This is a genomic window from Enterococcus sp. S183_ASV_20 (assembly GCF_018919685.1).
GTDB lineage: Bacteria > Bacillota > Bacilli > Lactobacillales > Enterococcaceae > Enterococcus > Enterococcus faecalis.
This window is the reverse complement of record NZ_JAHLRI010000079.1, coordinates 1-8,519: the sequence shown is the minus strand read 5'-3', so window position 1 is coordinate 8,519 and position 8,519 is coordinate 1. Positions and strand designations below refer to the sequence as shown.

The 8,519-nt window shown below is 40.9% G+C and carries 9 protein-coding genes, 1 pseudogene and 1 riboswitch; of the genes and pseudogenes, 1 reads left to right on the top strand and 9 read right to left on the bottom strand.

Annotation, left to right across the window (positions count from 1 at the left end):
* Positions 1-100: 100 nt before the first annotated feature.
* Positions 101-1,291 (bottom strand): MFS transporter, encoded by a 1,191-nt coding sequence (locus tag KQI94_RS14495; protein ID WP_002359426.1) that lies wholly within the window; start codon positions 1,289-1,291, stop codon positions 101-103.
* Positions 1,292-1,435: 144 nt separating this feature from the next.
* Between KQI94_RS14495 and KQI94_RS14490 the strand changes: the two genes are divergently transcribed.
* Entirely contained in the window at positions 1,436-1,792 is a 357-nt protein-coding gene (locus KQI94_RS14490; RefSeq protein ID WP_002356348.1) for a helix-turn-helix domain-containing protein, read from the top strand.
* A 93-nt stretch (positions 1,793-1,885) separates the two neighbouring features.
* Here KQI94_RS14490 and thiD read toward each other — a convergent pair whose 3' ends face one another.
* The 8 genes and pseudogenes from thiD to KQI94_RS16830 form a co-directional block, all read right to left on the bottom strand.
* Complete coding sequence (gene thiD, locus KQI94_RS14485; protein WP_002362487.1) at positions 1,886-2,716, bottom strand: bifunctional hydroxymethylpyrimidine kinase/phosphomethylpyrimidine kinase; 831 nt, start codon at positions 2,714-2,716, stop codon at positions 1,886-1,888.
* Positions 2,713-3,348, bottom strand: coding sequence for a thiamine phosphate synthase (gene thiE / locus KQI94_RS14480; protein ID WP_002368794.1), 636 nt, complete (start codon positions 3,346-3,348; stop codon positions 2,713-2,715). Before thiE ends, thiD begins: the two co-directional genes overlap by 4 nt.
* Positions 3,345-4,163 carry a hydroxyethylthiazole kinase gene (locus tag KQI94_RS14475; RefSeq protein WP_002368793.1) on the bottom strand — a complete coding sequence of 273 codons (819 nt, stop codon included), beginning with the start codon at positions 4,161-4,163 and terminating at the stop codon, positions 3,345-3,347. Before KQI94_RS14475 ends, thiE begins: the two co-directional genes overlap by 4 nt.
* Complete coding sequence (gene thiW / locus KQI94_RS14470) at positions 4,147-4,635, bottom strand: energy coupling factor transporter S component ThiW (RefSeq protein ID WP_002356342.1); 489 nt, start codon at positions 4,633-4,635, stop codon at positions 4,147-4,149. Before thiW ends, KQI94_RS14475 begins: the two co-directional genes overlap by 17 nt.
* Before the next feature lie 140 nt (positions 4,636-4,775).
* A riboswitch (TPP riboswitch) is annotated at positions 4,776-4,864 on the bottom strand.
* A gap of 146 nt (positions 4,865-5,010) precedes the next feature.
* Positions 5,011-5,325 carry a YbaB/EbfC family nucleoid-associated protein gene (locus KQI94_RS14465; RefSeq protein WP_002382484.1) on the bottom strand — a complete coding sequence of 105 codons (315 nt, stop codon included), beginning with the start codon at positions 5,323-5,325 and terminating at the stop codon, positions 5,011-5,013.
* 20 nt (positions 5,326-5,345) lie between these two features.
* Positions 5,346-7,106: a DNA polymerase III subunit gamma/tau gene (gene dnaX / locus KQI94_RS14460; RefSeq protein ID WP_002368790.1), complete on the bottom strand. Its 1,761-nt coding sequence runs from the start codon at positions 7,104-7,106 to the stop codon at positions 5,346-5,348.
* A 71-nt stretch (positions 7,107-7,177) separates the two neighbouring features.
* On the bottom strand, positions 7,178-8,428 hold the full coding sequence (locus KQI94_RS14455) for a UDP-glucose--hexose-1-phosphate uridylyltransferase (RefSeq protein ID WP_002368789.1): 1,251 nt from the start codon (positions 8,426-8,428) through the stop codon (positions 7,178-7,180).
* Positions 8,409-8,519: pseudogene (locus tag KQI94_RS16830) on the bottom strand (UDP-glucose 4-epimerase); the annotation flags it as partial. The gene KQI94_RS14455 and the pseudogene KQI94_RS16830, both read right to left, overlap by 20 nt.

Below are 8,519 nucleotides of genomic sequence, written 5' to 3'. Positions count from 1 at the left end.
ATTCAAAACTGTATTTTGCCATACAAAAAAACCTCCAAAAGTTAGATTTCTAGGTCTAACTTTTGGGGGTCGGCTCATAACCAGCTGCTTTTTTAGTTTTCTAAAGATAGTTGTTTTTTTGTTCTTCTTGCTTCCGAATATAAAGTACGAACAAGACAGCAATTAGCACGATAAAACCACCAAAAATCGGTGTATATGTTACTGATAAATGATCTGTGACCACCCCACCTGTCATTGAGCCAACGGTAATCCCAATATTAAAGGCTGCAATATTAAAAGCTGAGGCCAAAGTGATATCTTCTGGAACATACTTTTCCGCTAATTCTACAACATATAGTTGTAAACCAGGTACATTCATAAAGGCAAATAGACCCAACATCAAACTTGCTAATAAGCCTAGAAGACTGTTATCCATTAAAACAGTAATAAATAAAAAGACTAAGGACAGAATTAATAAGCTAAACATTTTTACTAACGAATCTAAAGGTTTTTTATTTGCCCAGTGACCACCTACTGTATTGCCAATTGCGACCATTACGCCATAAACAACTAAAATAATCACTACCGCGTTGGCTGAAAAGCCTAAATTTTCCAATAACGGTGACAAGTACGTATATGCAGCAAACGTTCCACCATAACCAAAAGCAGTAATTAGAAAAGAGAAAACGAGGGGTTTGTTCGTAAAAATCCGCGTGATTCCTTTTAAGTCAACCTTCCCTGGTATCGGTAAATTTTTGGGAACTAAAAAATAACTAGCAATCAGTCCCACCAAGCCAATACTGGCTATAAAAAGAAAGGACATATGCCAAGCTGTTTGTTGCCCAATAAACGTCCCTAAAGGTACGCCAGTCACTGTTGCAACCGTTAAGCCCGTAAACATAATAGCAATGGCACTGGCTCGACGTGATGGCGGCACAACATCTGCGGCGATGACAGTCGAAACAGACATGAAAATGCCATGCGCCAATGCAGAAAGTATCCGCCCTACCAATAAAATAATAAACGTTGGCGCAAACGCAGCAATTAAATTCCCACTAATGAAAAGAAGCATAATCCCCAGCATTAATGAGCGACGATTCCATTTTCCTGTCAAAATTGTTAATAACGGCGCCCCAATCGTCACACCTAAAGCGTATAAAGAAACAGTCAAACCTGCTTGGGAAAGACTAATATGAAAACTTTTAACAATCATTGGTAATAAACCCACACTAATAAATTCTGTTGAACCGATTGCGAAAGCATTGATAGCTAATGCAAAGAGCGTTAAATTTGGTGAAATTTTCTTTTCCATTCTCTTCCTCCTAAAAAACATTTGAATTTCAACAAAAATTACTATATACTAAGATTGAAATTTTGATAAGTACCTACTTTTTTGTATCATAGGTACCTTTTAGTAACTTTTGTTTATTATCAACCTATTAAGGAGGAATGTTTTTTGGAAACTCGTACATATGCGATTGGTGTCGAAGCAACGATGGATGTTATTGGCGGCAAATGGAAACCAATTATTCTGTGTAATTTACGGCACGGTGCCATGCGCCCCAGCGATTTAAAACGCGGTATTACTGGCATTAGTCAAAAAATGCTGACACAACAATTACGGGAACTCGAAGAAGACAACATTATCGAGCGGAAAGTTTACAACCAAGTTCCACCAAAAGTCGAATATTATTTAAGCGATTATGGTCAAAGCCTCTCTGCTGTCTTAGATAACTTATGTAATTGGGGAGAGTCCCACGTGGCTCATTTGCAAGAACAAGGCCAAGAAATTTATTTAAAATGTGAAGATTAGTGAATAAAACGTTTATAAACTATATCAAAAAAGAGCTTTAAGCTATTTAAGATCCTGGGGAAAAATCTAAAATGATTTTTCCCCAGGATCTTCTTATGCTTTAATAACTTGAATATCTTGCGTTAATTGGGCCCAATGATTAGTGGGTCCGTGGCCATGTCCAACAGAAATTGCTTGGCTAATGGCCCCTTGTATAAACTGTTTGCCAATCACAATCGCCGCTTCTAACGGCGTACCTTTTGCTAATTCGGCTGCGATACACGCTGAAAAAGTATCTCCTGTTCCATGAGTATTTTTCGTTACAATTCGTGGTGCACTTAGCCAAAAGCTCGAACCGTCTTCCATTAACACATAATCAGCCGCTTGTTGATTTGTGCTATGTCCGCCTTTCATAATAATATTTTTTGTGCCCAATTGTTGTAATTTTTTTGCTGCGGTCTGCATTTCTTGCTCTGTCTTGATGGTCGTCTCTAGTAAAACTTCCGCTTCTGGTAAATTAGGTGTCACGACCGTTGCTAATGGCAACAGTTGCTCTTTAATCGTTTGAACTGCCTCGGCTTCTAACAAATGATGTCCACCTTTAGCCACCATTACAGGATCGACAATCAACGGACCAAAATCAACTTTCTGCAAATTGCGAACAACAGCTTCGACACGCTCACTATCTGCTAACATCCCCGTTTTCGCTGCCCCAATTTTAAAATCAGCCGCCAGTGATTGAAATTGTGCATCAATAAATGAACTAGGAATCGGTAAGCTATCTTGCACGCCATACGTATTTTGTGCCGTCAATGCAATGACAATATTTAAGCCAAATGCCTGCCGCGCTTGAAATGTTTTTAAATCTGCTTGCATGCCAGCTCCCCCACCAGAATCAGAACCAGCAATCGTGACTACTTGTGGGGTCAAATTATATTCGGTCATTTTCTCGCCTCCAACATTCGCTCCGTTACACGCATCAACCCTTGAACTTTCTCGGTTATCTGTTCAGCCAGCATAATTTCACTGACCAGTGAAACACCAGCCACTCCCGTTCCCATAAGTTGTTCTATATTTTCTTCTTTGATTCCACCAATCGCTACAACAGGAATCGTGACTGCTGCAGCAATTTCAGAAAGTGTCTGCAAAGAAGTTAACGGACTGTCCTTAGTTGTTGTGGGGAAAATTGCGCCCACGCCTAAATAATCGGCGCCCTCGTTTTCCGCTTCAACTCCTCGTGCCACCGTTTTGGCTGAAACACCTACGATTTTTGTGGACCCAACCAGTTTTCGCACAAGAGCAACCGGTAATTCATCATCCCCTATATGCACACCTGCCGCATCCACTGCCAAGCAAATATCGACACGATCATTAATAATCAACGGAATCTGATACGCATCTGTTACCGCTTTAACTTTCACTGCTAATTCGTAAAAGCGCCGTGTTGACACTTCCTTTTCGCGCAGTTGGACCAATGTCACTCCACTGCGACAAGCAGTTTCAATTCGTTTTAAAAATTCAGTATCACTAAAATCATACCGGCCTGTCACCAAATAAACTTTCAATTGCTCTCTCATAGCACTCGTCCTTTCACCGCCTCAAACCAATCCTTCTCCTTCATTAAAAGAGATAACTGATTTAACGTATTTTGGCGAAAATCGGCCAGCCCTTGGCTCTTAGTCTTGGCTTTTTCTCCGCAAAGATTAAAATAGCTCACTGCGGCTACTGCCGCAGTCATTGGCGCGTTGCCTTCACCTAATAAAGCGGCAACTAATGCGCCGACTAAATCGCCCGTGCCAGTGAAACAATCCAACTCAGGCACGCCATTTTGTAAGACAATCACTTGCTCTTGGCTAACCAAAACATCTTGAATCCCTGTTGCTAAAAATACCGTCTGGGGAAACTTTTGTGTTTGTTGACGTAAAGCTTGAATCAGCTCCTCAATTGCTTCTTCACTTTGATCCAAAGGGCTGCCATCCACTCCTCGGCCATGACTCACCAACTGGCAAAAAGTCCGCATTTCTGAAAGATTCCCTTTCACAACGGTTGGCTGATTGTGCACCAGCTTTTCCCCGACTTCACTCCGAATATCACTGGCGCCATAACCGACTAAATCGACTACGGTCGGTTTAGTCACTTGCCGAGCATAATCACTAGCTGCTAACAAGCTTTGCTCTCGTTCTTGTGATAAATGGCCTAAATTCAAAACCAAAGCACTGGTTTGCTGAAACAACTGCGGAAATTCCCGTGGATCATCTGCCATAATGGGCTTAGCATCAATATAAAGTAATGCATTCGCCATAGATTCACACGTAATTTCATTCGTAATGCACTGAATTAATGGTGCCGTTGTCAGTGGAAAAATCGTTTCAAACTTAACGCTTGTTTTCATAAAAGTACCCTCCTAAAAATAATTCCTGTGTTTGTTTAAATACCCGAGTTTCTTTCAGTTTTACTAAGACAAGCCAAGCAATCACTGAACCAATCAGTGTGGCACCAATAAATCGTGGTGTATAAATGAACCAATAAAAATTCTGCTTACTGCCAGTAAACCAAACCATTACAGGATAGGACAATAACGAGCCAATGATGCCTGTCCCAAAAATTTCCCCTAGCATCGACCAGCCTAATTTTTGTCCCCATTGATAAAATAAACCAGCAAAAAACGCGCCAAAAACGGCACCTGTTAACGCTAATGGCGGAATACCTAAGAATGTCATACGGATTAAGCCGCAGACAAGTGCCATGAGCGTTCCGTAAAGAGGACCTAATAAAACTCCGGCAATAATGTTCATGACACTGGACATAGGGGCCATTCCCTCAATTCGCATTAACGGCGATAATACAACGTCCATCGCAATCATTAAAGCCAGTAACGTAACTCTGTGGATTCGATTTTTTTCCACGTAAAAAAACTCCTTTCTGCGAGAAGCAAAAGGAGGCGCGACTGAAAAAGACAGAAAAACCCAACCACAAATAAACGTAGTTGGGTGCAATAATCGGTCAAAATTTCAAGACATTTCCCTGCGCCAGTCCTAACTGTTTCAGGTTCCATGGGTATAATCTCAGCTAATAGCACCCCAAATGTTTCTCTTCAATTGGCTTTAGTATAGCATAGTTTTTTGGAAGCGACTACTAAAATTGCCAAAGAGTTTTCCCACAAAAACAGAAAAAACGTCATGCCCAAAAAGTTCGATTTTTTGGGCATGACGTTTTTCATACTCTCGTTTGTCTTATTTTTAGAATCCTGGCATTCCTTTGGTGTATTTACCTAAAGTTGCTTCGGTTTCTTTTTCAATTTTTACTAACGCATCGTTGACAGCCATAATGACTAAATCTTGTAACATATCAACGTCTTCAGGATCAACCACGTCTTCTTTAATGGTCAAATCTTTCATTGTGCGATCACCAGTAAAGGTCGCTGTCACAAGTTGATTGGTTGCTTCACCGATAAATTCTTTTTCATTTAGCGCTTCTTGCGCTTTAGCCATTTCTTTTTGCATTTTTTGTACTTGTTTCATCATGCCTTGCATGTTGCCCATTCCTCGCATCATAATTCCTCTACTCCTTCGTATTAATCATCTAGTACTTCGACAAGCTCTTCACCAAACATAGCGATTGCTTCATCTACTACTGGATTTTCTTGTGAATGTTCATTTATTACAGGCGGTTCGTCCGCTAGACGAGCCATTTCATTTTCAGGTTCAGAATGATTCAAACTGCCCTGATTTTGGTTAATAAAACTTTGTCTTAGTTTTGGCCAGCTTTCTCTAGTAATGCAGACCATCTCTGGTGTATAGTCCATCAAACGGCTTAAATTATTATTGAAAGCTAACTGCATCTCTTCATCGTCTGTTGCACGAGCACAAACAATCTCATAGTCAAATGCCACCACGATCCCCTTAGGACTTGCTGCGACAGGTTCACTAGCCTTTAGCATCGCTCGTTGAGTCACAGATAATGTTTGCAGTAAGTCTTCCCAGACATTTTTCACATTCATTAAATGTGTTCTCGTCGCTTCGTTTAAAACTTGATATACCCGTTCTGTGGGTACACGGAACGAACTTTTTGGCGCTTGTGGTCGTGCTTGTTGACGTGGCGCATCTGCTTCTTTGGCAGTTACACCGTGTTTCTTTAATTCAGCCAGTTCTTTCTTCAGTTGCCCGATTTGATTTTGTAAATCTGCTAATTCTGGATTTCCCTCTGCACTACCACCTTGATTAGCTGTTTCTGGCGTGTTGTGTTTATTGGGTTGCACCGTTTTAGCTAATTTGACAGTGGCTACTTCCAGATAGATATTCGCATTGTTGGTAAAGCGGATCTCATTTTGTGTGTCACTTAAAATTTGGATTAGTTGGTAGATTTTTTCAGCAGGCGTTTGTGTAGCTAGTTCCTTAAATGCTTCTGTCAAAGTTCCTGCTTTTTCTGCTAATAACTTCGGTGCTTGCTGATACATCAGTAAATCTCGACAATATAATAACAAATCTTCTAAGAAACGGCGCGCTTCTTTGCCTTCGCCTAAAATACTTTCCAAGCCTTCTAATGCTCGTTCAACATCACCGGCGACACAACACTGAATATAATGATCCATCATTTCATAGGTTAGGCTGCCTGTCACTTGCATTGCATCTTCCAGTGTTACTTTTTCATCACTAAATGAAATCGTTTGATCCAAGATACTCAAGGCATCTCGCATCCCACCTTCCGCAGCACGTCCAATCACATAAAGGGCTTGTTCCTCATAATCGAGAGCCATTTCCTGCATGATATGGGCCATATGATCGACGATATCTTGCGTACTAATTCGCTTAAAATCAAAGCGTTGCGTCCGTGAGATAATCGTTAACGGAATCTTGTGTGGTTCAGTCGTTGCTAAGATAAAAATAACATTTTGTGGTGGTTCTTCCAAGGTTTTTAAAAGTGCATTGAACGCGCCTGTTGATAGCATATGAACTTCATCAATAATATAAACTTTGTACTCGGCTTGTGTCGGTGCATACTTTGCTTTATCACGAATATCACGGATTTCTTCCACGCCATTATTACTCGCCGCATCAATTTCAATGACATCATTTAAACGACCTTCCGTAATGGCTACACAGGTTTCACAAACATTACAAGGTTCACCATCTTGACTATGTTTACAGTTAATCGCTTTAGCGAAAATTTTTGCGGCACTGGTTTTACCTGTACCACGAGGGCCAGTAAATAAATAGGCATGAGATGTTTTCTTTTGCACTATCGCATTTTTCAGTGTCTGAGTAATTGCTTTTTGTCCTACTACGTCATCGAAACGTTGTGAACGCCAGACCCGATAAAGTGCTTGATAAGCCATTTTTTACCCTCCCTTATTTTTCATTCTTATCTATTATACGTGATTTTTAATCATTCGGCATCTTTTTTCTTTTAACGAGTCACTGGTGCAACCATTGCTAAAAAAGCCGCTTTTCCTTCACTTGTTTCTGCAAACGCACTGGCTTCTTTTAGTCGCTGTTGATACGCTGAAGCGACAGTTTCAAGCGCCTGCGTTTTCTGATTGCTCCAAGTCGTTAAACCTTGGACTTCTGCTAACGTTAACGAAGGCTTTGCTTGAGGTCGACTAAAAATTAAGTCCATGACATATAAAAGTTCTTTTCGTCGGGCAACGATTTGTATCTCATCCGTTGGCAGTTTTAGCATTTGCCATTGCTCAAAAATATCATTTGCGGCTTGGGCAACTTCTGACGCATTCGGTCCCTCTAGGCGAAATGTCGCAACTGGCCAATTCACCATTCCTGCGTTGATTAAAGGATAGTTAGCTAACTCAACATATTCTGAAATGCTCGCTTCGGCTAATGGAAATTGTTGCAAACCCGTTTGATAATAGACATGCTCATTTTGTTCAAAGTCAGCATCAATCCCAGCAAAATAATGAGGAAAGACCTCAACAATTTTCAACAATTGCTGAAAAGTCTTAACTGAACGTTTCGCTGCCTGATGTTTTTCAAACGCAATCACACCTTGTTGCTGATATTGTGCCTGTTTTACAAAGGAAAACCCCCAACTTTCGCCATCTAAGTTCATTCGAATCACTCGATGATTCGTAGTCGCAGGAAATTGCTGACTTCCCTGGTAGCCTTCTGTTGCCATGCACCATTCACAGCGGGGATAGCTTTGTGCAGAGAGCGTTGCTTTTGACGCCTCACTGTGGACCTTATTTGCTAAAAAATCACCATAGACTGTTGAAAAAACAACAGGTTCTTCCTGTTCAATGACCGTACCGTTTTTTTGACAAAGTTGGTAAAAATACTCGGTAGCCTCTTGTGGCTCTTTGGCATAATGTTGTGCAAAAAAAGCATTAACCACAGAAGGTGGCGGTGTCAACAAATCCATCAATTGCACCATGAACTGTTCTTTTTGTTGCTCTGTTTTTACAAGTTGGTTGGCACTCGCAATTTGACACAATTGTTCCGCCAAATCAGCGGCGGGTGTTGCCACAGGCCGTATGTCTACTTCGCCTAATTCTTGTTCACCAATCATTGATAATAAACGGTTCTGAAGATATAAGCGATCCAATTCCATCCAACCACCTGCTTGAATAGCAAGTGTGGTAAAATCGGCAATCATTTGACTCGTGGTCATCGATTCATTCCTCCTATTACTTTTCTTGATACCCATGTGGATGAGCTTGGTGCCATTGCCAAGCGGTGGCGATAATGTCCTTGACCTCAGTTACTTCTGGTTGCCAGCCTAAAACTCGTTTGGCTTT